Source organism: Escherichia sp. MOD1-EC6819, from assembly GCF_002965765.1.
GTDB classification, from domain to species: Bacteria; Pseudomonadota; Gammaproteobacteria; order Enterobacterales; family Enterobacteriaceae; genus Escherichia; species Escherichia ruysiae.
In genome coordinates this window covers 1-25323 of sequence record NZ_PTRG01000007.1, presented here as the reverse complement: position 1 = coordinate 25323, position 25323 = coordinate 1, and the positions used below count along the sequence as shown (strand labels likewise).

The window sequence follows — 25323 nt, the reverse complement described above, 5'->3', positions numbered from 1 at the left end:
TGATGTTTTTGCTCTTATTTCGATCAATGAATAAACGAGAAAACAAGCAAAGAATTTCGCTGGTTTATATAAGAAGAGTTAATCGCGGAACATGAATGACCACAGCACAAATCCTGCTGTACTGCTATCCAGATGAAAATATGCGCAGCGCACGCAATAAAAAAGCCAGCCTGTTTCCAGACTGGCTTTGTGCTTTTCAAGCCGGTGTTACATCGCTTTTTTGGTCAACTCGATAACGCGCAGCTGCGCGATCGCTTTGGCCAGTTCCGCAGACGCCTGAGCGTAATCTACGTCGCCGTGAGAGCTGCTAATGTGCTCTTCAGCCTTACGTTTCGCTTCCATGGCTCGCGCTTCGTCGAGATCCTGGCCGCGAATTGCGGTGTCGGCCAGAACGGTCACGTTGCCAGGCTGCACTTCAAGAATGCCGCCAGACAGATAGATAAACTCTTCGTGACCGTGCTGTTTCACGATGCGAATCATACCAGGCTTAATGGCGGTGAGCAGCGGTGCGTGGCCAGGGTAGATCCCCAGTTCACCTTCGCTACCCGTTACCTGGATTTTCTCGACCAGACCAGAGAACATTTGTTGCTCTGCGCTGACGACGTCCAGGTGGTAAGTCATTGCCATATCACCCTCCGATTAAGGCGTTAAAGTTTTTTGGCTTTTTCCACTGCTTCTTCGATGGAACCGACCATGTAGAACGCCTGCTCCGGCAGGTGATCGTATTCGCCTTCCATGATGCCTTTAAAGCCACGGATGGTGTCTTTCAGGGAGACGTATTTACCCGGAGAACCGGTGAATACTTCTGCCACGAAGAACGGCTGGGACAGGAAACGCTGGATCTTACGAGCGCGCGCTACCACCAGTTTGTCTTCTTCAGACAGTTCATCCATACCCAGGATGGCGATGATGTCTTTCAGTTCCTGATAACGTTGCAGGATGGACTGAACGCCACGAGCGGTGTCGTAGTGTTCCTGACCAACTACCAGCGGATCTAGCTGACGGCTGGTGGAGTCCAGCGGGTCAACGGCCGGGTAGATACCCAGAGATGCGATCTGACGGCTCAGTACCACGGTTGCGTCAAGGTGAGCAAAGGTGGTTGCTGGGGATGGGTCAGTCAAGTCATCCGCAGGTACGTATACCGCCTGAACGGAGGTGATAGAACCGGTTTTGGTGGAGGTGATACGTTCCTGCAGAACACCCATCTCTTCCGCCAGGGTCGGCTGATAACCTACCGCTGAAGGCATACGACCCAGCAGTGCGGATACTTCCGTACCGGCCAGGGTGTAACGATAGATGTTGTCAACAAACAGCAGAACGTCACGACCTTCGTCACGGAATTTCTCAGCCATGGTCAGGCCGGTCAGAGCAACGCGCAGACGGTTTCCCGGCGGCTCGTTCATCTGGCCATACACCAGGGATACTTTGTCGATAACGTTGGAGTCGGTCATTTCGTGGTAGAAGTCGTTACCCTCACGAGTACGTTCACCTACGCCCGCAAACACAGAGTAACCGGAGTGCTCGATCGCGATGTTACGAATCAGCTCCATCATGTTTACGGTTTTACCTACACCCGCACCACCGAACAGACCAACTTTACCGCCCTTAGCGAACGGACACATCAGGTCGATAACTTTGATACCGGTTTCCAGCAGTTCCTGAGAGTTTGACAGCTCTTCGTAGGAAGGTGCTGCGCGGTGAATCGCCCAACGCTCTTCTTCACCGATCTCGCCTTTCATGTCGACTGGTTCGCCCAGTACGTTCATGATACGACCCAGAGTCGCTTTACCTACCGGGACTTCGATCGGGTGTTCGAGGTCTTTTACATCCAGACCGCGACGCAGACCGTCGGAGGAACCCATTGCGATGGTACGCACGATACCGCCGCCGAGCTGCTGCTGAACTTCCAGCACCAGACGCTCATTACCATTTTGCACCTCAAGAGCATCGTACACGCGCGGTACGGCATCCTGAGGGAATTCGACGTCAACTACGGCGCCGATTACCTGGACAATCTTTCCAGTAGCCATCTTAAATCCTCTACGAAATAACCTGTTTAAACCGCGGCGGCCCCCGAGACGATCTCGGTGAGTTCCTGAGTAATGCTGGCCTGACGAGCTTTGTTGTATACCAACTGCAGCTCTTTAATCAGGCTGCCGCCATTGTCGGTCGCGGCTTTCATCGCCACCATACGGGCGGCCTGCTCGCTGGCCAGGTTTTCAACCACGCCCTGATAAACCTGAGATTCGACATAACGACGCAGCAGGGTATCCAGCAACGCCTTCGGATCGGGTTCGTACAGGTAATCCCAGGATTTATGTTTCAGATCATCATCATCTGATGCCGGTAACGGCAGCAGCTGGCTGATGGTCGGAACCTGAGACATGGTGTTAATAAATTTGTTGCTGACAATGTAAAGCTTGTCCAGACGGCCTTCGTCGTAGGCCTGCAACATCACTTTTACCGGACCGATCAGTTCGGACAGGGAAGGGTTATCCCCCATGCCGGTGACCTGGGCAACAACATTGCCGCCCACGGAGTTGAAGAACGACACGCCTTTCGAGCCGATCATTGCGAGGTCGCATTGAACGCCTTTGTCGGTCCAGGTCTTCATTTCCGCCAGCAGTTTTTTGAACAGGTTAATGTTCAAACCACCGCACAAACCACGGTCGGTCGACACCACCAGGTAGCCCACGCGTTTAACGTCGCGGTCTTCCAGGTATGGGTGCTTATATTCCAGATTACCGTGTGCAAGGTGACCAATCACTTTGCGCATGGTTTCTGCATAGGGACGGCTGGCCGCCATGCGATCCTGCGATTTACGCATTTTGGAAGCGGCGACCATCTCCATCGCTTTAGTGATCTTTTGCGTGTTCTGGACGCTTGCGATCTTACTACGTATCTCTTTTGCGCCGGCCATGAGCTTCTCCTCAATGCCTTGCGGCCTGCCCTAAGGCAAGCCGCCAGACGTTACCAGGATTGGGTTGCTTTGAAGGAATCGAGGATGCCTTTCAGCTTGCCTTCGATTTCGTCGTTGTAGCCACCGGTCTGGTTGATCTCTTGCATCAACGGAGCGTGATCACGGTCGACGTAAGCCAGCAGAGCGGCTTCGAAGCTGCCGATTTTCGACAGTTCAACATCCGCCAGGTAACCACGTTCTGCTGCGAACAGAACCAGAGACTGTTGCGCTACGGACATCGGCGCATACTGTTTCTGTTTCAGCAGTTCGGTCACTTTCTGACCGTGGTCAAGCTGCTTACGTGTTGCATCGTCAAGGTCGGATGCAAACTGAGAGAACGCTGCCAGTTCACGATACTGTGCCAGAGCGGTACGGATACCACCGGACAGTTTTTTCATGATCTTGGTCTGTGCTGCACCACCAACACGGGATACGGAAATACCCGGGTTAACCGCAGGACGAATACCGGCGTTGAACAGGTTGGTTTCCAGGAAGATCTGACCATCGGTAATGGAGATTACGTTGGTCGGAACGAACGCAGAAACGTCACCCGCCTGAGTTTCTATAATCGGCAGCGCGGTCAGAGAACCGGTTTTCCCTTTCACTTCACCTTTGGTGAAGGCTTCAACGTATTCGGCGTTAACACGCGCAGCACGCTCCAGCAGACGAGAGTGGAGGTAGAATACGTCACCCGGGAATGCTTCACGTCCTGGCGGACGACGGAGCAGCAGGGAGATCTGACGGTAAGCAACAGCCTGTTTAGACAGGTCATCGTAAATGATCAGCGCATCTTCGCCACGGTCACGGAAGTATTCGCCCATTGCACAACCGGCATACGGTGCCAGGTATTGCAGTGCTGCGGATTCAGACGCGGTTGCTACCACAACAATGGTGTTAGCCAGTGCGCCGTGCTCTTCCAGTTTACGTACCACGTTAGAAATGGTGGACGCTTTCTGGCCGATAGCGACATAGATACATTTGATACCGGAATCGCGCTGGTTGATGATGGCATCAATAGCCAATGCGGTTTTACCGGTCTGACGGTCACCGATGATCAATTCACGCTGACCACGACCGATTGGAATCATGGAGTCAACGGCTTTATAACCAGTCTGTACAGGCTGATCTACGGACTGACGTTCGATAACGCCCGGAGCGATTGCTTCTACAGCAGAGAAGCCGTCGTGATCCAGCGGACCTTTACCGTCGATTGGCGCACCCAGGGTGTTAACCACACGACCCAGCAGGCCACGGCCAACCGGAACTTCCAGGATACGACCAGTACACTTAACTTTCATGCCTTCGGCAAGGTCAGCGTACGGACCCATAACTACCGCACCTACAGAGTCGCGCTCGAGGTTCAGTGCGATAGCGTAACGGTTACCCGGCAGGGAGATCATTTCACCCTGCATACAATCGGCCAAGCCGTGGATGCGGATAACACCGTCACTTACAGAAACAATAGTACCTTCGTTGTGAGCTTCACTCACAACATTGAACTGAGCAATGCGCTGCTTGATCAGTTCGCTGATTTCGGTGGAATTCAGTTGCATGCTCCAGTCCCCTTAAGACTGCAAGACGTCTGCAAGGCGCTCAAGACGACCGCGTACGCTGCCATCAATGACCATATCACCCGCTCGGATGATAACGCCTGCCATTACAGACTTATCGATTTTGCAATTCAGCTTAACTTTGCGTGACAGACGTTTTTCCATCGCAGCAGAAATTTTCGCGAGCTGTTGTTCACTCAGTGCGGCAGCGGAAATGACGTCTACCTCAGCGGTAGCCTCACTCACGGCACGCAGGTGAATAAACTGCTCCAGAACATCCGGGAGCGCGTTAAGACGACCATTCTCAGCCATAACCCGAATCAGGTTCTGACCGTTTTCGTCCAGTTGCTCACCACAAACTGCGATAAACGACTCGGCGAGCGTTTCTGGCGCCAGTGCGCCAGAGAGAAGCTCTGCCATCTGTTCGTTTTTGGTTACCTCGGCGGCAAACGCCAGCATGTCCTGCCAGCGTTCTACACTTTGGTGTTCGACGGCAAAGTCAAAAGCTGCTTTGGCGTAGGGGCGAGCTACCGTAATAAATTCAGACATCAGCCCCTCCCTCCTTACAGTTCAGCGACAAGTTTATCCACGATGTCGCTGTTAGCAGCTTCATCCACGGAACGTTCGATGATCTTCTCGGCGCCAGCAACAGCCAGGATAGCAACTTGCTTACGCAGCTCTTCACGGGCACGTTTACGCTCGGCTTCAATTTCCGCCTGCGCCTGAGCCACGATTTTAGTACGTTCCTGTTCTGCCTCAGCTTTCGCTTCGTCCAGAATCTGCGAGCGGCGTTTGTTCGCCTGCTCGATGATTACCTGGGCTTCCGCTTTCGCTTTTTTCAGCTGGTCGGTCGCGCTGGCCTTTGCAAGGTCAAGGTCCTTGTGTGCTCGTTCTGCGGAAGCAAGACCGTCAGCAATTTCTTTTTGACGTTTTTCGATGGCAGCCATTAATGGCGGCCATACGTACTTCATGCAGAACAGAACGAACAGGACAAACGCGATGGCCTGGCCGAGGATTGTTGCGTTAAGATTCACAGCACAATGCCTCTATTTAGTTAACGTTCTGATATTGCTCTTTAAATAAAAGCAACGCTTACTACGCGACAGCGAACATCACGTACAGACCCAGACCTACAGCGATCATCGGGATAGCATCCACCAGACCCATAACGATAAAGAACTGAGTACGCAGCAGAGGAATCAGATCAGGTTGACGCGCTGCGCCTTCCAGGAATTTACCCCCGAGGATGCCGATACCGATCGCAGCACCGATTGCCGCCAGACCCATCATCACAGCGGCAGCCATGTACAGCAGATCCATATTCAGGTTTTCCATGACAGTCTCCAGTTTGTTTCAGTTAAAACGTAGTAGTGTTGGTAAATTAATGTTCTTCAGACGCCATCGACAGATAGACGATCGTCAGAACCATGAAGATGAAGGCTTGCAGCGTAATGATCAGGATGTGGAAAATGGCCCACGGCACATTCAGGATCCACTGTGACCACCACGGCAACAGACCAGCAATCAGAATGAAAATCAGCTCACCGGCATACATGTTACCGAACAGTCGCAAACCGAGTGAAACTGGTTTGGACAGCAGGCTTACCCCTTCAAGGATTAAGTTGACAGGAATGAACGCCCAGTGATTGAACGGCTGCAGCGTCAACTCTTTCGTGAAGCCGCCGATGCCTTTCATTTTGATGCTGTAGAACAGAATCAGGATAAATACGCCCAGTGCCATAGACAGCGTCACGTTCACGTCAGCAGACGGAACTACACGCAGTGCCGGCAAACCGATCCAGTGTTCTGCGATATATGGCAGCAGATCGATAGGCAGTAAGTCCATCAGGTTCATCAGGAATACCCAAACGAAGATCGTCAGGGCCAGCGGTGCAATCAGCTTGCTTTTGCCATGGTACATGTCTTTCACGCTACCATTAACAAAGCCGATTACCAGCTCAATCGCGGTCTGAAACTTACCTGGTACGCCGCTGGTCGCCTTTTTGGCGACGCTACGGAACATAAGCAGGAACAACAGACCCAGCACCACCGAGAAGAACATGGAGTCAATATTGATTGTCCAGAAGGTGGCTGGGGGGTTTTGTGGATCCACCAGCGAGAATGTACGCAGGTCCAGCTGAAGGTTATTCAGGTGGTGTCCTATGTAATCCTGCGGCGTCATATTTTCTGAAGCCATGATGCCTTTTACCCTTTGTTGTTAATTACAGCCGGTGCCAGTATCTGAACCACCAGCACCAAAACCCACGTAACGATCAGCGGCAAGAATACCGCCTTTAAAACCGCCAACGCCACCACCAGTAACACCAACATCGCCAGAACTTTGAAAGCTTCGCCAAATGCGAATGTCCAGGCCACCCGGCCTTTCGCTGGTGTATGCGCCTGGTGACGCCAGGCAAATATCATAAACAAAACGTTAGGCAGAAAGACTGCCAGGCCTCCGCTTAATGCAGAGACGCCCCAGAAGGGGTCTTTGAGGCTGAACAGCAATCCACTTGCTATCACCACCAGTAACTGAACGAGCAGAAGCTTCCGAGCAACGTTTCGACTCACGAGCGACACAGACATCACGTTTTTCACTCCTGCTCCCTTCGAGGTATGCCGCGTGTCGTATAAAACTTTCTTTAAGGCTTAGAGTCAAGCATCAAAAAGCGGTCAAATTATACGGTGCGCCCCCGTGATTTCAAACAATAAGTAGCCAAAAGGTGAATAAATGTTTAAATATTTTTCCAGTGCATACAATTGCGACTTTTCTGCTAACCATGCCAGATCATGAAAAACTGTAAATAACGCGTAAACACTGGTGGTAAAGCGTGCTTCAGATCACAGATCGAGCATGTTCGCGCACAGCATATTTATTTACTTGGCAAATGATGCCATTGCAAGTTTCTGATATTTCAGTCTAAAAACAGATACTGTTTTCATAAATAGCATTTACATAACAAAAACCAGACATTGACATTCTTAATAAAATTTTAACAGCAAATTATGGTTCTTAGCGCCGATTTTTAGCAGACTGATATTTTCACCGATGACTTATTTTCTGCTTACCCAAAAAAGCCACGTTAGTTCATTGATGCGAAATGGTAAACGTGGCGTTAAATGTAACCAGTTATATCAGTAAAAAACCTGGTCGTTGTTAACAGTCAAACCGATAAATTTTTTATGATTTTTTTGATAAAAATTAAATTTTATTTGCTTTAATCACAACCAAATGGCGTTCGCCATCCAGAGCAGGAACCTGAAGTTTAACCACTGATTCAACCTGATATTCTGCGGGCAATAGGGCTATTTCATCTTCCGGCATTTGTCCTTTCAGCGCATAGAAACGGCCTTGCTCGCCAGGAAGATGATGACACCAGCTCACCATATCGTTCAGAGAGGCAAAAGCACGGCTAATTACACCATCAAACGGTGGCTCTGACGGAAACTCCTCTACCCTACTCTGTACCGGCTCAATGTTCTCAAGTTTCAATTCATGTTGAACCTGGCGCAGGAAACGCACGCGTTTACCGAGGCTATCCAGTAGTGTGAAGTGGGCGTCAGGGCGTACGATAGATAGAGGAATGCCGGGCAGACCCGGGCCGGTGCCGACATCAATAAAACGTTCACCTTGCAGATAAGGTGCGACGACAATGCTGTCCAGAATATGGCGTACCAGCATCTCATTAGGATCGCGCACCGAAGTCAGGTTGTACGCCTTGTTCCATTTGTGCAGCATATTTACGTAGGCAATAAGCTGATTTTTCTGGTGATCGGTAAGCGAAATTCCTGCGTCTTTCAGCAGTGAGGAGAGTTTGTTGAGCACGGTGATTACCTGTTCTTGATGCGTTGCCTGGTAAGCAGGTGCTTACCAGGCATTTTTAATGCGTTATGCGCTACGACGCAGCATACCTTGTTTTTTCAGCCATACCAGCAGAATGGAGATAGCCGCAGGCGTGACGCCAGAAATACGCGAAGCCTGACCGATAGAGGCCGGTTTGTGATCGTTGAGTTTGGCGATCACTTCGTTAGAAAGACCGGATACCTGGCGGTAATCCAGCGTCGCAGGCAGCAAGGTATTCTCGTTACGCAGCTGCTTTTCGATCTCATCTTGCTGGCGCGCAATATAACCTTCGTATTTAACCTGAATCTCAACCTGTTCCGCCGCCTGTTCGTCTGTCAACGCAGGGGCAAACGGCGTCAGCGTGGTTAATTTTTCATAAGTCATTTCCGGACGACGCAGCAGATCTTCACCACTGGCTTCACGGGAAAGCGGCGCAGTCAGGTGAGCATTCACTTCGGCTGCAACGTCCGCTGACGGCGTTACCCAGGTCGATTTCAGACGCTGGCGCTCACGCTCGATGTTCTCAAGCTTCTCGTTAAAGCGCGCCCAACGTTCATCATCAACCAGCCCCAGCTCACGACCAATTTCAGTCAGACGCAGGTCTGCGTTATCTTCACGCAGCATCAGTCGATATTCTGCGCGTGAGGTAAACATACGGTACGGTTCTTTGGTTCCTAAAGTGCACAGGTCATCGACCAGTACGCCAAGGTAAGCCTGGGAACGTGCAGGCGCCCAGCCTTCTTTGTCGGCAGACAGTCGAGCGGCGTTAAGACCGGCCAGCAAACCTTGCGCTGCAGCTTCTTCGTAACCGGTAGTGCCGTTAATCTGACCAGCAAAGAACAACCCCTGGATAAACTTGCTCTCCAGCGTCGGTTTCAGGTCGCGAGGATCGAAGAAGTCATACTCAATGGCATAACCTGGACGCACGATCTTCGCATTTTCCATCCCCTGCATGGAGCGGACGATTTGCATCTGCACATCGAACGGCAGGCTGGTGGAGATGCCGTTCGGATAAATTTCGTTAGACGTCAGCCCTTCCGGTTCAAGGAAGATCTGATGCTGATTTCTGTCGGCGAAGCGCATGACTTTGTCTTCGATCGACGGACAGTAGCGTGGGCCAACACCTTCAATCACTCCGGCATACATTGGACTACGATCGAGGTTACTGCGGATCACGTCATGAGTTTTCTCGTTGGTATGGGTGATATAGCACGGCACCTGCTGTGGATGCTGCGCTGCGTTGCCCATAAACGAGAACACCGGCATTGGGTTATCGCCATGCTGTTGCGCCAGCACACTGAAATTGATGGTGCGGGCGTCAATACGCGGCGGCGTCCCTGTTTTCAGACGACCAACGCGCAGTGGAAGTTCGCGCAAACGGCGAGAAAGCGGAATGGAAGGCGGATCTCCAGCACGACCACCGCTGTAATTATCCAGACCGATATGAATCTTGCCGTCAAGGAAAGTGCCTACAGTGAGCACGACAGCCTTAGCACGGAATTTCAACCCCATTTGGGTGACAGCACCGACCACGCGATCATTTTCGACAATAAGATCCTCAACCGCCTGCTGGAAGATCATCAGGTTTGGTTGATTCTCAAGTGCAGTGCGTACCGCCTGACGGTACAGCACACGATCCGCCTGTGCTCGGGTTGCACGAACCGCCGATCCTTTGCTGGCGTTTAGTATCCTAAACTGGATACCCGCCTGGTCGATCGCTTTTGCCATCAGACCGCCGAGTGCATCCACTTCTTTTACCAGATGTCCCTTCCCAATACCGCCGATTGCCGGGTTGCAGCTCATCTGTCCCAGAGTGTCGATATTGTGTGTCAAAAGCAGAGTCTGTTGACCCATACGCGCCGCAGCCATCGCGGCCTCGGTGCCTGCATGACCCCCGCCAATGATGATGACGTCAAAAGGATCCGGATAAAACATGGTGATTGCCTCGCATAACGCGGTATGAAAATGGATTGAAGCCCGGGCCGTGGATTCTACTCAACTTTGCCTGCTTGAGAAAGACCTGGGATCCTGGGTATTAAAAAGAAGATCTTTTTATTTAGAGATCTGTTCTATTGTGATCTCTTATTAGGATCGCTCTGCCCTGTGGATAACAAGGATCCGACTTTTAAGATCAACAACCTGGAAAGGATCATTAACTGTGAATGATCGGTGATCCTGGACCGTATAAGCTGGGATCAGAATGAGGGGTTATGCACAACTCAAAAACTGAACAACAGTTGTTCTTTGGATAACTACCAGTTGATCCAAGCTTCCTGACAGAGTTATCCACAGTAGATCGCACGATCTGTATACTTATTTGAGTAAATTAATCCACGATCCCAGCCATTCTTCTGCCGGATCTTCCGGAATGTCGTGATCAAGGATGTTGATCTTCAGTGTTTCGCCCATCTGTTTCGCACCGGAATTTTTGAGTTCTGCCTCGAGTTTATCGATCGCACCACAAAAAGTGTCGTATTCACGACTGCCAATACCGATTGCGCCAAAGCGTACCGCAGAAAGATCGGGTTTTTGTTCCAGCAACGCTTCATAGAAAGGAGAAAGGTTGTCCGGAATGTCTCCGGCGCCGTGGGTAGAACTGATAACCAGCCAGATCCCGGAGGCAGATAAATCTTCTAACAACGGACCATGCAGCGTTTCGGTGGTAAAACCCGCCTCTTCCAGCTTTTCTGCCAGGTGTTCTGCTACATATTCGGCACCGCCCAGGGTGCTGCCGCTGATAAGAGTGATATCTGCCATAAACCGCCACCTTTATTAAGAGTGGCGTATTGTACGCTGTGAACGCGCTGGGATCTACCTGTGGAAAAGTATGGGATTAAAAAAGCTGATCATGGCTTGATGGTACGCATGATCGGGTTTTGCAGGACGATCAGTGTTTCGGTGGACTGAATTTCATCAATTGTTTGGATCTTGTTGATAAGTACATGCTGGAGAGCATCGATCGAACGGCACATCACTTTTATAAAGATGCTGTAGTGGCCGGTTGTGTAATAGGCTTCAGTAACTTCATCAAGGCTTTCCAGCTTTGCCAGCGCGGAAGGGTAGTCTTTGGCGCTCTTTAATATAATGCCGATAAAGCAGCCTACGTCATAACCAAGCTGCTTCGGGCTGACGTCGATACGCGCACCGGTAATGATCCCCGCCTGCTTCATTTTCTCTACACGAACGTGAATCGTCCCCGGGCTGACGCCAAATTGTTTCGCCAGTTCAGCGTAAGCGGTGCGCGCATTGCCCATTAATGCTTCCAGGATGCCACGGTCCAGATTGTCGATCAGATAATTTTCCATAGGATTTTCTTATTCATATTGATGATTCATTCTATTTTAGTCTTCTTTTTTAATGAATCAAAAGTGAGTAAGGCTTTTTATTGAATGATTATTGCATGTGTACTGGTTTTTGTTGCTTAATCATACGCAACAGGACGCAGGAGTATAAAAAATGAAAACCGCTTACATTGCCAAACAACGTCAAATTAGCTTCGTGAAATCTCACTTTTCTCGTCAACTGGAAGAACGCTTAGGGCTGATTGAAGTCCAGGCGCCAATCCTTAGTCGTGTGGGGGATGGCACGCAGGATAACTTGTCGGGCTGTGAAAAAGCGGTACAGGTAAAAGTGAAAGCTCTGCCTGATGCCCAGTTCGAAGTGGTTCATTCACTGGCGAAGTGGAAACGTCAGACGTTAGGGCAACACGACTTCAGCGTGGGCGAAGGGCTGTACACGCACATGAAAGCCCTTCGCCCCGATGAAGACCGTCTTTCTCCGTTGCACTCGGTCTATGTAGACCAGTGGGACTGGGAACGCGTAATGGGCGACGGCGAGCGTCAATTCTCGACTCTGAAAAGTACCGTAGAGGCGATCTGGGCGGGAATTAAAGCAACCGAAGCTGCGGTTAGCGAAGAGTTTGGCCTGGCACCGTTCCTGCCGGATCAGATCCACTTCGTACACAGCCAGGAATTACTGTCTCGTTATCCGGATCTCGATGCCAAAGGGCGTGAGCGGGCGATTGCGAAAGATCTTGGCGCGGTATTCCTTGTCGGGATTGGCGGCAAGTTGAGTGATGGTCATCGTCACGACGTGCGCGCACCGGATTATGATGACTGGAGCACCCCGTCAGAACTGGGCCATGCGGGTCTGAACGGCGATATTCTGGTGTGGAACCCGGTGCTGGAAGATGCGTTTGAACTTTCTTCAATGGGGATTCGCGTAGATGCTGACACGCTGAAGCACCAACTGGCGCTAACTGGTGATGAAGATCGTCTGCAACTAGAGTGGCATCAGGCGCTGCTGCGCGGTGAAATGCCGCAGACTATCGGCGGCGGTATCGGCCAGTCTCGTTTGACCATGCTACTGCTGCAACTGCCGCATATCGGCCAGGTTCAGTGTGGCGTTTGGCCTGCGGCAGTTCGTGAGAGCGTCCCTTCTCTGCTGTAATAATTTATCGCCGCCAGCGTCTGAGCAGGCGGCTTCGCATCCCGGTATCAAAACGCCAGATATGATCGAAAATGCGCATGATGCCGGGTTTGCCGTGTGCCGACATCGCCACGGCATGAAAGCGATGCTGATGTACCCGCTGCAACTCTTTCACTTTACTCGTCACGTCATCAGGCAACCGCTGGGCGATAAAATCAGAAATCACCACCGCATCGGCGTCAAACCATTCCCGGCTTTGCAAGCGTTCCATAATGGCGCGAAAACAGCTGGCAAGATCGGTGCCGCCACGAAACTGCTGGCTTAAAAAGCGAATCGCTTGTTCGATGCCTTGTGAGCCTGAAAGCTCATAACGGACAATCTCGGTGGAAAATAACATAATAAAGCAGCGCCGGTTTTCAGCGAGGGCAATGCGCATCAATGCCAGGCAGAATGCTTTCGCACACTGTTCATTAAAGCCGCCCATTGAGCCGGAAGTATCCACGCAGACAATAAACGGCCCGCGCGGCTGTTCGTCGTAATCTTTATGTACCACCGGGCGTTCGATCACTTTTTCACGCCACGATTCACCGTGCAGACGATAGGTAAGCAACTGCTTTTCCACCAGCCGACGGTAAAACTCATACTCCAGTTCAGTTATCCCAAGCGTAGCCAGTTCCGGCGGCAGAAGGCGTAAAATATCATCGCTTTGTTGCAGACCATCAACCTGCTCAGGAACGGTCGCCGGTTCGCGCACCATAGTGCGGAAGGTTTCCATCTGCGCATCGTTGCGTGGTATCGATTTGGCTTCCCGCGAACGCCCGAGCTGTTCCGCCAGGCGCTTCAGTTCCGGCTGTTCGTTAAGAAATTCACCGTATTTTACAATTAACTGATAGTCGCCACGTTTAAGCTGACCGGCGCTCATATCCCACAGACGACCGGCTGCGGTGTTGTTTTCTGCCAGAATCGGTTCAAGCTGCCCACTTAGCGTCATGCGTTCCTGAACTTCACTCAACAGTTGTTCGCGTTCTTCTTCTAATAACTGTTGATTTAACGTCGTCGCTTGCACTATCAGACTTAAGCGCCAACGCTGGAGAAAAAGCGTGTGTAATGCTGGAGTGATCGTGCCGTTGGCATCAACCAACTGCTGGGCTTGTTCGGCCCACGGGGAATTCAGTCGATGCAGTAAGTCCAGTATCTGCGGTAGCTGCATAATAAATTGAGGTGTGGAAAGAAGTTGGCTTTGCTGATAGCACATGACTTCTTCCGTGAGTTCCTGCGGAACTCTGGCATCTTTCAGCCGACTGCGCAGCGCCTCACGCCAGCGGGGAATATCATCAGTGATTGCCGCCTTCAGTCGTGGGAATTTTTCAAAGAAGACCGCCAACTGCGGTGAGGCCAACAGAGCGATGATCATCTCTTCGATCAATCCCTCTTCGCTGACGGCCAGCATCACATTGAGCGTATCCAGTGTTAGCATTGTTGCGCCTGGCGAATCTGGGTGCCGACATCCTGTAGGCTGGCTTCAATGCGACCTAACCAGTCGCTATGGATAAACAGACATTTTTGCTGTTCGCTGAATAAGGCGTGTTGCTTGCGCCAGTCGCTTTCAAGCTCTTCCAGTTGTTGTTTTATTTCACCAGGCAGACCTTCAGCCGATGAACCGGGAAGCGCCAGCGTACTGCCTTGTAAACTCACATCGCGTACAACCAGATGTTGGGCGCTATCAACTTCCAGATTCAGTTTCTGGGCAAAGCCGATACCGTTCAGTTTGCCGCGAATTTCACCACCTTTACTCAGCCACTGTTCCAGTGCGCTACGCTCAAAAGCGATATGAACAACTTCCATATCATGCAATTTTAATGGTTTTTGCAGCAACAGGGTCAGCGTGGAAGCAGCAACGTCGGCAGGAAGTTGATACTGTGGGCGACGGCTGAACATGCCACCCTGACGAATCACCGTAAAGGCCGTTTTATCGCTTTGTTGCTGCTGGAGTTGCAGGCGACGCTGCACAATTGCACTCAGTCGCGTCAGCATTTCCTGTTGCTGCCACGCATGACTGGTCATCAATACGTCAATTTGTTGTTGAATTAAATTCAGACTTTGGGCGTCGTACCACAGGCAATCTTTCAGCAAGATGAGATCAATCGGGACAACCACGCTGCGACCGCTAAAAAAGGCGCTGGCCTGCAATAAGCGGATCGCTTTTTTCCAGCGACGGTCGGAGATATAAGGCGCATCCGGTAATTTATCCAGTTGCTGGCGCAGCATAAAAATCAGCTCAAATACATGATCGGGCAGCGTAATTTCACCAATCTCTTTCTGCCAGCGTTCGTATTCTTCATCCGTGACCTGTAAGGATGGTGGAACGGGATTGTCGTTTTCATCCTGTTGGCTGGTCAGCATGGAGCGAAAATTCGTTTTATCCTGCACTTTATCTAACCACAGACGAATCAGCATACGGTCATATAACGCTTCCAGGCTGCTGTCTGCTTCTGGCAGTTCGTTGGAGGCCGCCACCAGCAGGCGCATAGGGATTTTTTCAACATGTGCGCCGTTGCGGAAGTGGCGTTCATTAATAGCGGTTAGTAGGGTATTAAGAATCGCTGGCCCGGCTTTCCAGATCTCATCAAGAAAGACGATTTCTGCTTCCGGCAGGTAGCCGCTGGTTAAACGCTCATAGCGGCCTTCATCTTTTAACGCCTGAATAGAAAGGGGGCCAAAAACTTCTTCCGGTGTGGAGAAGCGGGTCATCAGATATTCAAACGCGCGCGCATTCTGGAAGGCGAATTTTAAGCGCCGGGCGATTAAACTTTTAGCAATACCTGGTGGGCCAAGCAGGAATACGCTTTCACCACTTAATGCCGCTAACAAACACAGGCGGATGGCGTGGCTACGTTCATAAAGCCCTTTTTCAAGCGAACTGCTTAGACGGGAAATTCTTTCCGCTAATAAATGAGGGTGAGCCATAATGAAGTGGCGTCCTTTCGTCAAAAGTTCTGCGTAAACTGCGAGTATAGACGTTTCTTGCTGGTGGCAAAAATAGTCTCAAAGGAGGGCTATTTTTCTTTGAGCCAGGTTAATGTGGCCGCATTTAGGAGTACGATTTTGCCGTTAATCGTGCATACTGTGCGCTTTTTTGTGGGCCAAGGGACTACGCACACATTTCATATTTCAACGAAAGACTAGTCTATGAGCACTGATAATAAGCAATCGTTGCCCGCGATTACCCTCGCGGCGATTGGAGTTGTCTACGGCGATATTGGTACCAGCCCGTTATATACACTTCGTGAATGTTTGTCCGGCCAGTTTGGTTTTGGCGTTGAACGCGATGCTGTGTTTGGCTTTTTATCGCTGATCTTCTGGCTGCTAATCTTTGTGGTTTCCATTAAATATCTCACCTTCGTGATGCGGGCAGATAACGCCGGGGAAGGGGGCATACTGACATTGATGTCGCTTGCCGGGCGTAATACGTCGGCGCGAACGACATCAATGCTGGTGATTATGGGGCTAATCGGCGGCAGTTTCTTCTATGGTGAAGTTGTCATAACACCCGCTATTTCGGTGATGTCAGCCATTGAAGGTCTGGAAATCGTCGCCCCTCAGCTGGATACCTGGATAGTTCCCCTCTCAATCATCGTTCTCACTTTACTGTTTATGATTCAAAAGCATGGCACTGCCATGGTCGGTAAGTTGTTTGCGCCGATTATGCTGACCTGGTTTTTGATTCTGGCGGGGCTGGGGTTACGTAGCATTATTGCCAACCCTGAAGTGTTACATGCTTTAAATCCAATGTGGGCGGTGCATTTCTTCCTTGAATATAAAACCGTTTCCTTTATTGCGTTAGGCGCGGTGGTGCTGTCGATTACCGGTGTCGAGGCGCTGTATGCCGATATGGGGCACTTTGGTAAGTTCCCTATTCGCCTGGCGTGGTTCACCGTCGTATTGCCGTCTTTGACCCTTAACTACTTTGGGCAGGGGGCGCTGCTGTTAAAACACCCGGAAGCGATTAAGAACCCGTTCTTCCTGTTGGCTCCGGACTGGGCGCTGATCCCGCTACTGATCATCGCCGCACTGGCAACGGTGATTGCCTCGCAGGCGGTTATTTCTGGTGTTTTCTCATTGACGCGTCAGGCGGTACGTCTGGGATACTTGTCGCCGATGCGCATTATTCACACCTCTGAAATGGAGTCAGGGCAAATCTACATTCCGTTTGTGAACTGGATGCTCTATGTCGCAGTCGTGATTGTCATTGTCAGCTTTGAGCACTCCAGCAACCTGGCGGCGGCGTATGGAATTGCGGTGACCGGAACGATGGTGCTGACGTCTATTCTTTCAACCACCGTGGCGCGTCAGAACTGGCACTGGAATAAGTATTTTGTTGCGCTGATTTTGATTGCTTTCCTTTGTGTCGATATCCCTCTGTTTACCGCTAACCTCGATAAACTGCTTTCCGGCGGCTGGTTGCCTCTGAGCCTCGGCACGGTGATGTTTATCGTGATGACGACCTGGAAGAGCGAGCGTTTCCGCCTGCTGCGTCGGATGCACGAACATGGTAACTCTCTGGAAGCAATGATTGCTTCACTGGAGAAATCACCGCCTGTTCGCGTTCCCGGAACCGCTGTGTATATGTCGCGTGCAATTAATGTCATTCCCTTTGCGCTGATGCATAACCTTAAACATAACAAGGTGTTGCATGAGCGGGTTATTCTGTTAACTCTGCGTACTGAAGACGCGCCATATGTCCATAACGTCCGTCGGGTACAGATTGAACAATTGTCGCCCACGTTCTGGCGGGTGGTGGCAAGTTATGGTTGGCGAGAAACGCCAAACGTGGAAGAAGTTTTCCACCGCTGCGGTCTGGAAGGATTAAGTTGCCGGATGATGGAAACCTCCTTCTTTATGTCGCATGAATCACTGATCCTTGGCAAACGCCCGTGGTATTTGCGTCTGCGCGGCAAGCTGTACTTGCTGTTGCAACGTAATGCGCTGCGCGCGCCGGATCAGTTTGAAATCCCACCAAACCGGGTTATCGAATTGGGTACTCAGGTCGAAATCTAACGCCAGACGCCTCCTTTCTCCATAAGGGGGCGTTTTTTTTCATGGTTACTCACGATGTAAAACGTTTCGATGTTGATCACATTTCAGTAACGTCGTGATGGTTTTCCTTAATCAGTCAGGATTAAACTGCGGGTCAGCGAAACGTTTCGCTGATGGAGAAAAAAATGAAAAAAGGCACCGTTCTTAATTCTGATATTTCATCGGTGATCTCCCGTCTGGGACATACCGATACGCTGGTGGTGTGTGATGCTGGTTTACCCATCCCCAAAAGTACAACGCGTATCGATATGGCATTAACCCAGGGTGTACCTTCTTTTATGCAGGTGCTGGGCGTCGTCACAAGTGAAATGCAGGTCGAGGCAGCCATTATCGCGGAAGAGATCAAACAACATAATCCGCAACTCCACGAAACGTTGCTCACTCACCTTGAGCAGCTGCAAAAACACCAGGGAAACACTATTGAAATTCGTTACACCACGCATGAACAATTCAAACAACAAACCGCAGAAAGTCAGGCGGTAATTCGCAGCGGAGAATGTTCTCCGTATGCGAATATCATTCTCTGTGCTGGCGTGACGTTCTGAGGCCGCCATGGAAGCATTACTACAGCTTAAAGGTATCGATAAAGCGTTTCCGGGCGTAAAAGCTCTCTCGGGAGCCGCGTTAAATGTCTATCCAGGTCGTGTGATGGCGCTGGTAGGCGAAAATGGTGCGGGTAAATCCACCATGATGAAAGTGCTGACCGGTATCTATACCCGTGATGCAGGTACGCTTTTATGGTTGGGTAAAGAGACTACTTTTACCGGGCCGAAATCCTCCCAGGAAGCCGGGATTGGGATTATCCACCAGGAACTGAACCTGATCCCGCAGTTGACCATTGCAGAAAACATTTTCCTCGGTCGTGAGTTTGTAAATCGCTTTGGCAAAATTGACTGGAAAACCATGTATGCCGAAGCGGATAAACTCTTAGCCAAACTTAACCTGCGGTTTAAAAGCGACAAGCTGGTGGGCGATCTTTCTATTGGCGACCAGCAGATGGTGGAAATTGCCAAAGTGCTGAGCTTTGAGTCGAAAGTCATCATTATGGATGAACCGACCGATGCGCTGACCGATACCGAAACAGAATCCCTGTTCCGCGTTATCCGCGAACTGAAATCGCAGGGGCGCGGCATTGTCTATATTTCCCACCGTATGAAAGAAATCTTCGAGATTTGCGATGACGTTACCGTTTTTCGTGACGGGCAATTTATTGCCGAGCGCGAAGTAGCGTCACTGACTGAAGATTCGCTGATTGAGATGATGGTGGGACGTAAGCTGGAAGATCAGTATCCACACCTGGACAAAGCGCCGGGGGACGTCTTACTGAAAGTCGATAATCTCTGCGGACCCGGCGTTAACGATGTCTCTTTTACTTTACGCAAAGGCGAAATTCTTGGCGTCTCTGGTTTGATGGGCGCAGGTCGTACCGAACTGATGAAAGTGCTCTATGGCGCCCTGCCGCGCACCAGCGGTTACGTCACCCTGGATGGGCATGAGGTCGTTACCCGTTCGCCGCAGGATGGCCTGGCAAACGGCATTGTGTATATCTCTGAAGACCGTAAACGCGACGGTTTAGTGTTGGGCATGTCAGTAAAAGAGAACATGTCACTGACCGCGCTACGCTACTTCAGTCGCACAGGTGGTAGCCTGAAACATGCGGATGAGCAGCAGGCGGTCAGTGATTTTATCCGTCTGTTCAACGTCAAGACGCCGTCGATGGAACAGGCAATAGGCCTGCTTTCCGGGGGAAATCAGCAAAAAGTGGCGATTGCCCGTGGCCTGATGACGCGTCCTAAAGTGTTGATCCTTGATGAGCCTACCCGTGGCGTAGATGTCGGCGCGAAAAAAGAGATCTATCAACTGATTAACCAGTTCAAAGCCGATGGTTTGAGCATCATTCTGGTGTCATCGGAAATGCCAGAAGTATTAGGCATGAGCGATCGCATTATCGTCATGCATGAAGGGCATCTCAGCGGGGAATTTACTCGAGAGCAGGCCACTCAGGAAGTGTTAATGGCTGCCGCTGTGGGCAAGCTTAATCGCGTGAATCAGGAGTAAAAAAATGACAACCCAGACTGTCTCTGGTCGCCGTTATTTCACGAAAGCGTGGCTGATGGAACAGAAATCGCTTATCGCTCTGCTGGTGCTGATCGCGATTGTCTCGACGTTAAGCCCGAACTTTTTCACCATCAATAACTTATTCAATATTCTCCAGCAAACCTCGGTGAACGCCATTATGGCGGTCGGGATGACGCTGGTTATCCTGACGTCAGGCATCGACCTGTCGGTCGGTTCTCTGTTGGCGCTGACTGGTGCAGTTGCTGCATCTATCGTCGGCATTGAAGTCAACGCGCTGGTGGCTGTCGCTGCCGCTCTCGCGTTAGGTGCGGCAATTGGCGCGGTAACCGGGGTGATTGTGGCGAAAGGTCGCGTCCAGGCGTTCATCGCTACGCTGGTTATGATGCTTTTACTGCGCGGCGTGACCATGGTTTACACCAACGGTAGTCCGGTGAATACCGGATTTACTGAGAACGCCGATCTGTTCGGCTGGTTTGGTATTGGTCGTCCGCTGGGTGTTCCGACGCCAGTCTGGATCATGGGGATTGTTTTCCTCGCGGCCTGGTACATGCTGCATCACACGCGTCTGGGACGTTACATCTACGCGCTGGGTGGTAACGAAGCAGCAACGCGCCTTTCTGGTATCAACGTCAATAAAATCAAAATCATCGTCTATTCTCTTTGTGGTCTGCTGGCATCGCTGGCCGGGATCATTGAAGTGGCGCGCCTCTCCTCCGCGCAACCTACTGCGGGGACTGGCTATGAGCTGGATGCTATTGCTGCGGTGGTTCTGGGCGGTACGAGCCTGGCGGGCGGAAAAGGTCGCATTGTTGGGACGTTGATCGGCGCATTAATTCTTGGCTTCCTTAATAATGGGTTGAATTTGTTAGGTGTTTCCTCTTATTACCAGATGATCGTCAAAGCGGTGGTGATTTTGCTGGCGGTGCTGGTAGACAACAAAAAACAGTAATAACGACTACAGGACATCTTGAATATGAACATGAAAAAACTGGCTACCCTGGTTTCCGCTGTTGCGCTAAGCGCCACCGTCAGTGCGAATGCGATGGCAAAAGACACCATCGCGCTGGTGGTTTCTACACTTAACAACCCGTTCTTTGTATCGCTGAAAGATGGCGCGCAGAAAGAGGCGGATAAACTTGGCTATAACCTGGTGGTGCTGGACTCCCAGAACAACCCGGCGAAAGAGCTGGCAAACGTGCAGGACTTAACCGTTCGCGGCACCAAAATTCTGCTGATTAACCCGACGGACTCCGACGCAGTGGGTAATGCTGTGAAGATGGCTAACCAGGCGAACATCCCGGTTATCACTCTTGACCGCCAGGCAACGAAAGGTGAAGTGGTTAGCCACATTGCTTCTGATAACGTACTGGGAGGCAAAATTGCGGGTGATTACATCGCGAAGAAAGCTGGCGAAGGTGCAAAAGTTATCGAACTGCAAGGCATTGCCGGTACATCCGCTGCTCGTGAACGTGGTGAAGGCTTCCAGCAGGCCGTTGCTGCTCACAAGTTTAACGTTCTCGCTAGCCAGCCGGCAGACTTCGATCGCACCAAAGGTTTGAACGTCATGCAGAACCTGCTGACCGCTCACCCGGATGTGCAGGCTGTGTTCGCGCAGAATGATGAAATGGCGCTGGGCGCACTGCGCGCGCTGCAAACTGCCGGTAAATCGGATGTGATGGTCGTCGGATTTGACGGTACACCGGATGGCGAAAAAGCGGTGAATGATGGCAAACTAGCAGCGACTATCGCTCAGCTACCCGATCAGATTGGCGCTAAAGGCGTCGAAACCGCTGATAAAGTGCTGAAAGGCGAGAAAGTTCAGGCTAAGTATCCGGTTGATCTGAAACTGGTTGTTAAGCAGTAGTTTTAATCAGGTTGTATGACCTGATGGTGACATAAATACGTCATCGACAGATGAACGTGTAATATAAAGAAAAGCAGGGCACGCGCCACCCTAACACGGTGGCGCATTTTATGGACATCCCGAATATGCAAAACGCAGGCAGCCTCGTTGTTCTTGGCAGCATTAATGCTGACCACATTCTTAATCTTCAATCTTTTCCAACTCCAGGCGAAACAGTAACCGGTAACCACTATCAAGTCGCATTCGGCGGTAAAGGCGCGAATCAGGCTGTGGCAGCAGGGCGTAGCGGCGCGAATATCGCGTTTATTGCCTGCACGGGAGATGACAGTATTGGTGAGAGCGTTCGCCAGCAGCTCGCCACTGATAATATTGATATTTCGCCGGTCAGCGTGATCAAAGGCGAATCGACAGGCGTGGCGCTGATTTTTGTTAATGGTGAAGGCGAGAACGTCATTGGTATTCATGCCGGGGCTAACGCTGCCCTTTCCCCGGCGCTGGTGGAAGCGCAACGTGAGCGTATTGCTAACGCGTCGGCATTATTAATGCAGCTGGAATCACCACTCGAAAGTGTGATGGCGGCGGCGAAAATCGCCCATCAAAATAAGACTATCGTTGCGCTTAACCCCGCTCCGGCTCGCGAATTACCTGATGAATTGCTGGCGCTGGTGGACATTATTACGCCAAACGAAACTGAAGCAGAAAAGCTCACCGGTATTCGTGTTGAAAATGATGAAGATGCGGCGAAGGCTGCGCAGGTACTGCATGAGAAAGGTATCCGTACCGTACTGATTACCTTAGGAAGTCGTGGCGTGTGGGCTAGCGTGAATGGCGAAGGTCAGCGTGTTCCTGGATTCCGGGTTCAGGCTGTCGATACCATTGCTGCCGGAGATACTTTTAACGGCGCGTTAATCACGGCGTTGCTGGAAGAAAAACCATTGCCTGAGGCGATTCGTTTTGCTCATGCTGCCGCTGCGATTGCCGTAACGCGCAAAGGCGCACAACCGTCAGTACCGTGGCGTGAAGAGATCGAAACATTTTTAGACAGGCAGAGGTGACGCTTGGCCACAATGAAAGATGTTGCCCGCCTGGCGGGCGTTTCTACCTCAACCGTTTCTCACGTCATCAATAAAGATCGCTTCGTCAGCGAAGCGATTACCGCCAAAGTTGAAGCGGCGATTAAGGAACTCAATTACGCGCCATCAGCTCTGGCGCGTAGCCTCAAGCTCAATCAGACTCGAACCATTGGCATGTTGATTACTGCCAGTACCAATCCTTTCTATTCCGAACTGGTGCGTGGCGTTGAACGCAGTTGCTTCGAACGCGGTTATAGCCTTGTTCTTTGTAATACCGAAGGCGATGAGCAGCGAATGAATCGCAATCTGGAAACGCTGATGCAAAAGCGCGTTGATGGCTTGCTGTTACTGTGCACCGAAACACACCAGCCTTCGCGTGAAATAATGCAACGTTATCCAACAATCCCTACTGTGATGATGGACTGGGCGCCGTTCGATGGCGACAGCGATCTTATTCAGGATAACTCGTTGCTGGGCGGAGATTTAGCGACGCAATATCTGATCGACAAAGGTTATACCCGAATTGCCTGTATTACCGGTCCGTTGGATAAAACGCCTGCGCGCTTGCGGCTGGAAGGTTATCGGGCGGCAATGAAGCGTGCTGGCCTTGACGTTCCTGATGGTTATGAAGTCACTGGCGATTTTGAATTTAACGGCGGGTTTGACGCGATGCAGCAATTGTTATCGCATCCGCTGCGCCCCCAGGCAGTCTTTACTGGAAATGACGCTATGGCAGTTGGCGTATACCAGGCTCTATATCAGGCTGGGTTATATGTCCCGCAGGATATCGCGGTGATTGGCTATGACGATATCGAACTGGCAAGCTTTATGACGCCACCGCTCACTACAATTCATCAACCAAAAGATGAACTGGGAGAGCTGGCGATTGATGTACTCATCCACCGGATAGCACAGCCAAATCTACAGCAACAACGACTACAACTTACGCCGATACTAATGGAGCGCGGCTCGGCTTAGATTTACGCTTTTTTTAATCAAATTATTACTGTTGCTTTCAGAAGCATGAATATTGCTACTGAAAGCAACAGTAATAATTCTCCGGAATAAGCATTGCCACCGTCAGCGTATAACTGATGATGGCAGCAATTGCGGATAAGGTGGTATTCAGGATGGTGAGATTTAGTGTCCGTATAAAGATGACCATTGCCGCAATGCACGGCAAACCCGCCATACTGTATCCGTTTGTTATATTACTTATCCGGGGAGCGTAGCAGCGCCTGACAAGCTTTAAATGCAGCGTCGCCATCACTTTGGATTATTGCATCGACAATCGCCTGGTGTAGATCCAGTTTTATCACGGTATCGCTGGTTATTGACGTAAAGTAAGTGTGATAAACCGAATGAAATAGTGAAGCGAAAGATGTCAAAAACGGATTGGCGCTCATTTCATAAATATGTTCATGCCAGGCCATATCGACCTCAATCCAACGCTCCCGGCGGAAATGCTCTTTTAACGACACCATTTCGGCCATCAGTGTATTGAGATGCGCCTTCTGTTCTGCGGTGCCCACCGTTGCTGCCAATAAGCAGGCTTGCGGCTCCAGACAGATACGCATAACCAGAAAATGATCAATAACTTGATGAAAGTTCTCTTCTGTCATCCACCAGGAGAGCAACTCTTGATCAAGAAAATTCCAGTTGGATTGCGGCATGACACGCGTACCAATTCGTGGTCGTGGCAAAACCATTCCTTTTGCCGTTAACGTCTTGACCGCTTCGCGTACCGCAGTACGGCTCACTCCAAATTGCTCACCCAGCTCAATTTCACCAGGCAGAATGGTGCCGGGTGCGTATTCACCTTTTAAGATCCGTTGCGCCAGCTTCTCGGCCAGAACATACGAAAGGTTTTTCTGTGCAGCTAACTGTTGTGCGCTTAATGGCATACTCATCTTCCTTATTCTTTTTTTCCTCCTTAGTATGCCACCAGGAAGTGTGATTGCGGTTGCAAAAACGGCAAATTGATTGTTTTATGGCACACCAGCAAGTGTTTTGATGAAAAAACGCGCATTCGGAAAATTATTTTAAATTTCCTCTTGTCAGCTCAGAATAACTCCCTATAATGCGCCACCACTGACACGGAACAACGGCAAACACGCCGCCGGGTCAGCGGGGTTCTCCTGAGAATCTCAACAGAGAAAAGCAAAAAATGCTTGACTCTGTAGCGGGAAAGCGTATTATGCACACCCCGCGCCGCTGAGAAAAAGCGAAGCGGCACTGCTCTTTAACAATTTATCAGACAATCTGTGTGGGCACTCGAAGATACGGATTCTTAACGTCCTCGGACGATAAATGAATACCAAGTCTCAAGAGTGAACACGTAATTCATTACGAAGTTTAATTCTTTGAGCATCAAACTTTTAAATTGAAGAGTTTGATCATGGCTCAGATTGAACGCTGGCGGCAGGCCT

At 50.6% G+C, this 25323-nt stretch carries 24 protein-coding genes and 1 pseudogene; 8 read left to right on the top strand and 17 right to left on the bottom strand.

The genetic code is table 11. The features are described 5' to 3' along the window. Positions 1-207 precede the first annotated feature (207 nt). The 13 genes from A7Z06_RS11360 to asnC form a co-directional block, all read right to left on the bottom strand. Positions 208-627, bottom strand: coding sequence for a F0F1 ATP synthase subunit epsilon (locus A7Z06_RS11360; protein WP_001251965.1), 420 nt, complete (start codon positions 625-627; stop codon positions 208-210). A gap of 20 nt (positions 628-647) precedes the next feature. Further along, positions 648-2030, bottom strand: coding sequence for a F0F1 ATP synthase subunit beta (gene atpD, locus A7Z06_RS11355; protein WP_000190506.1), 1383 nt, complete (start codon positions 2028-2030; stop codon positions 648-650). 26 nt (positions 2031-2056) lie between these two features. After that, entirely contained in the window at positions 2057-2920 is an 864-nt protein-coding gene (atpG, locus tag A7Z06_RS11350; protein WP_000896498.1) for a F0F1 ATP synthase subunit gamma, read from the bottom strand. A gap of 50 nt (positions 2921-2970) precedes the next feature. Continuing rightward, entirely contained in the window at positions 2971-4512 is a 1542-nt protein-coding gene (gene atpA, locus A7Z06_RS11345; RefSeq protein WP_001176745.1) for a F0F1 ATP synthase subunit alpha, read from the bottom strand. A 12-nt stretch (positions 4513-4524) separates the two neighbouring features. Then, a complete protein-coding gene (gene atpH / locus A7Z06_RS11340) occupies positions 4525-5058 on the bottom strand; it encodes a F0F1 ATP synthase subunit delta (RefSeq protein ID WP_001288587.1) in 534 nt (177 codons plus the stop codon). 14 nt (positions 5059-5072) lie between these two features. After that, complete coding sequence (atpF, locus tag A7Z06_RS11335; RefSeq protein WP_001052219.1) at positions 5073-5543, bottom strand: F0F1 ATP synthase subunit B; 471 nt, start codon at positions 5541-5543, stop codon at positions 5073-5075. Positions 5544-5604: 61 nt separating this feature from the next. Then, positions 5605-5844, bottom strand: coding sequence for a F0F1 ATP synthase subunit C (gene atpE, locus A7Z06_RS11330; RefSeq protein ID WP_000429386.1), 240 nt, complete (start codon positions 5842-5844; stop codon positions 5605-5607). A 46-nt stretch (positions 5845-5890) separates the two neighbouring features. Next, positions 5891-6706: a F0F1 ATP synthase subunit A gene (gene atpB, locus A7Z06_RS11325; protein ID WP_000135622.1), complete on the bottom strand. Its 816-nt coding sequence runs from the start codon at positions 6704-6706 to the stop codon at positions 5891-5893. A gap of 8 nt (positions 6707-6714) precedes the next feature. Beyond that, positions 6715-7095, bottom strand: coding sequence for a F0F1 ATP synthase subunit I (gene atpI / locus A7Z06_RS11320; RefSeq protein ID WP_000116699.1), 381 nt, complete (start codon positions 7093-7095; stop codon positions 6715-6717). 616 nt (positions 7096-7711) lie between these two features. After that, positions 7712-8335: a 16S rRNA (guanine(527)-N(7))-methyltransferase RsmG gene (rsmG, locus tag A7Z06_RS11315; RefSeq protein WP_000932852.1), complete on the bottom strand. Its 624-nt coding sequence runs from the start codon at positions 8333-8335 to the stop codon at positions 7712-7714. Positions 8336-8398: 63 nt separating this feature from the next. Next, positions 8399-10288 (bottom strand): tRNA uridine-5-carboxymethylaminomethyl(34) synthesis enzyme MnmG, encoded by a 1890-nt coding sequence (gene mnmG, locus A7Z06_RS11310; RefSeq protein WP_000499817.1) that lies wholly within the window; start codon positions 10286-10288, stop codon positions 8399-8401. 378 nt (positions 10289-10666) lie between these two features. Continuing rightward, positions 10667-11110, bottom strand: a complete 444-nt coding sequence (gene mioC / locus A7Z06_RS11305; RefSeq protein WP_000763736.1) for an FMN-binding protein MioC — start codon at positions 11108-11110, stop codon at positions 10667-10669. Positions 11111-11199: 89 nt separating this feature from the next. Further along, positions 11200-11658 (bottom strand): transcriptional regulator AsnC, encoded by a 459-nt coding sequence (asnC, locus tag A7Z06_RS11300; RefSeq protein ID WP_000432970.1) that lies wholly within the window; start codon positions 11656-11658, stop codon positions 11200-11202. 151 nt (positions 11659-11809) lie between these two features. Between asnC and asnA the strand changes: the two genes are divergently transcribed. Beyond that, positions 11810-12802, top strand: a complete 993-nt coding sequence (asnA, locus tag A7Z06_RS11295) for an aspartate--ammonia ligase (protein WP_000845136.1) — start codon at positions 11810-11812, stop codon at positions 12800-12802. 4 nt (positions 12803-12806) lie between these two features. Here the strand turns inward: asnA and viaA are convergent, their stop codons facing one another. After that, positions 12807-14258 carry an ATPase RavA stimulator ViaA gene (gene viaA / locus A7Z06_RS11290; RefSeq protein WP_000956600.1) on the bottom strand — a complete coding sequence of 484 codons (1452 nt, stop codon included), beginning with the start codon at positions 14256-14258 and terminating at the stop codon, positions 12807-12809. Then, positions 14252-15748: an ATPase RavA gene (ravA, locus tag A7Z06_RS11285; RefSeq protein ID WP_010347241.1), complete on the bottom strand. Its 1497-nt coding sequence runs from the start codon at positions 15746-15748 to the stop codon at positions 14252-14254. Before ravA ends, viaA begins: the two co-directional genes overlap by 7 nt. Positions 15749-15970: 222 nt before the next feature. Between ravA and kup the strand changes: the two genes are divergently transcribed. From kup to rbsR, 7 genes are all read left to right on the top strand, one after another. Then, positions 15971-17839: a low affinity potassium transporter Kup gene (kup, locus tag A7Z06_RS11280; protein WP_000102310.1), complete on the top strand. Its 1869-nt coding sequence runs from the start codon at positions 15971-15973 to the stop codon at positions 17837-17839. A 164-nt stretch (positions 17840-18003) separates the two neighbouring features. Continuing rightward, complete coding sequence (rbsD, locus tag A7Z06_RS11275) at positions 18004-18423, top strand: D-ribose pyranase (RefSeq protein WP_024165202.1); 420 nt, start codon at positions 18004-18006, stop codon at positions 18421-18423. Between the two features lie 7 nt (positions 18424-18430). After that, the gene (gene rbsA / locus A7Z06_RS11270) at positions 18431-19936 is read left to right on the top strand and encodes a ribose ABC transporter ATP-binding protein RbsA (protein ID WP_000387777.1); all 1506 of its coding nucleotides are present in this window, start codon (positions 18431-18433) and stop codon (positions 19934-19936) included. 4 nt (positions 19937-19940) lie between these two features. Beyond that, positions 19941-20906 (top strand): ribose ABC transporter permease, encoded by a 966-nt coding sequence (gene rbsC / locus A7Z06_RS11265; RefSeq protein WP_000211858.1) that lies wholly within the window; start codon positions 19941-19943, stop codon positions 20904-20906. A gap of 24 nt (positions 20907-20930) precedes the next feature. Then, entirely contained in the window at positions 20931-21821 is an 891-nt protein-coding gene (gene rbsB / locus A7Z06_RS11260) for a ribose ABC transporter substrate-binding protein RbsB (protein WP_001056273.1), read from the top strand. 125 nt (positions 21822-21946) lie between these two features. Beyond that, the gene (gene rbsK, locus A7Z06_RS11255; RefSeq protein ID WP_024165201.1) at positions 21947-22876 is read left to right on the top strand and encodes a ribokinase; all 930 of its coding nucleotides are present in this window, start codon (positions 21947-21949) and stop codon (positions 22874-22876) included. 3 nt (positions 22877-22879) lie between these two features. Beyond that, positions 22880-23872, top strand: coding sequence for a ribose operon transcriptional repressor RbsR (gene rbsR / locus A7Z06_RS11250; protein ID WP_000224480.1), 993 nt, complete (start codon positions 22880-22882; stop codon positions 23870-23872). 82 nt (positions 23873-23954) lie between these two features. Here the strand turns inward: rbsR and A7Z06_RS22050 are convergent. Next, positions 23955-24086, bottom strand: a pseudogene (locus tag A7Z06_RS22050) (hypothetical protein); the annotation flags it as partial. A 19-nt stretch (positions 24087-24105) separates the two neighbouring features. Then, complete coding sequence (locus A7Z06_RS11240) at positions 24106-24798, bottom strand: FadR/GntR family transcriptional regulator (protein ID WP_001131152.1); 693 nt, start codon at positions 24796-24798, stop codon at positions 24106-24108. Between the last annotated feature and the right edge of the window lie 525 nt (positions 24799-25323).